The sequence below is a fragment of the Bradyrhizobium genomosp. I (2014) genome (assembly GCF_000261685.1).
Taxonomy (GTDB): domain Bacteria; phylum Pseudomonadota; class Alphaproteobacteria; order Rhizobiales; family Xanthobacteraceae; genus Bradyrhizobium.
In genome coordinates, this window is record NZ_AJQE01000491.1 from 1 (window position 1) to 1027 (window position 1027).

Consider the following 1027-nt stretch of genomic DNA (forward strand, 5'->3'; position numbering starts at 1 on the left):
GCTCAGCCAGTTGATGCCGTTGAAGGTGGCCGAATTGGCCTTGAGCTTCATGTCCTGCTGGATCTGGGTGATGTCGGCCTGGATCTTGGTGCGGTCGATACCCGCGGTCTTGGCTTCGACCAGCAGCGCCTGGAGCTTGGTCAGGCCCGATTCCTTGTCGCCGATCACCGAGGTCAGAGCGGTATATTCCGTGTCCACGGTGGCGGCCGACAGGCCGAGCGAGTCGGAGACGGCGGACAGCGCGGCGTTGTCGGAGCGCATCGACGTCGCGATCGACCAGTAGGCGGCGTTGTCCGAAGCGGTGGACACGCGCTGACCGGTGGAGATGCGGTTCTGCGTGGTGGCGAGTTGCGCGCTGACAGACCGCAGGGTCTGGAGCGCGGTCATGGCGGAGGAGTTGGTGAGAAGACTTGAACCCATTTTGATGTCCCTTTGGAGATTGAATTGAGCTTAGGGGACATACCGGGCTTGCACCGGTACGACAGAGCGGCGTCATGCCTTTGGGCTCCCGGAAATGCGGTCAGGCCCAATCGGTCGTAGCGGCGAGGTTAGCCAGCGAAGCTTGTGCGAGGCTTGTGGCTCTGTGTTCCGGCTGCAACAGGCAGCCAAATGACGGCGCGCGTGGCATCACGACCAAACGAAAGGGCCGCGCTTCGCGAGAAGCGCGGCCCTCCTCCGACGATTTAAGTCTTAGCGGAACAGCGACAGGATGCTCTGGCTGCTGTTGTTGGCGATCGAAAGCGCCTGAACGCCGAGCTGCTGCTGGACCTGAAGTGCGGCCAGGCGGGTGGATTCCGCGTTCATGTCCGCGTCGACGAGCTGGCCGACACCACGGTCAACCGAGTCCATCAGCGACTTCACGAACTCCGTGTTGGTCGAGATACGGTTCTTGACGGCGCCGAGATTGGCGGCGGACGCGGCCACCGAGTTGATGGCGGTCGTGACCTGCGCGATGTAGCCATCGAGCGTGGTCTGGTCGGCCGCCGAGTCCGTCAGTGCGGAGATGTTGATCGTGTCGACCGACGCA

At 62.9% G+C, this 1027-nt stretch carries 2 protein-coding genes; both read right to left on the reverse strand.

The genetic code is table 11. From position 1 onward, the window contains the following. Positions 1-420 (reverse strand): flagellin N-terminal helical domain-containing protein (locus IC50_RS38195; protein WP_035716851.1); only part of this gene is annotated, 420 nt, incomplete at its 3' end. A gap of 270 nt (positions 421-690) precedes the next feature. Then, positions 691-1027 (reverse strand): flagellin (locus IC50_RS38200; RefSeq protein WP_035716849.1); only part of this gene is annotated, 337 nt, incomplete at its 5' end.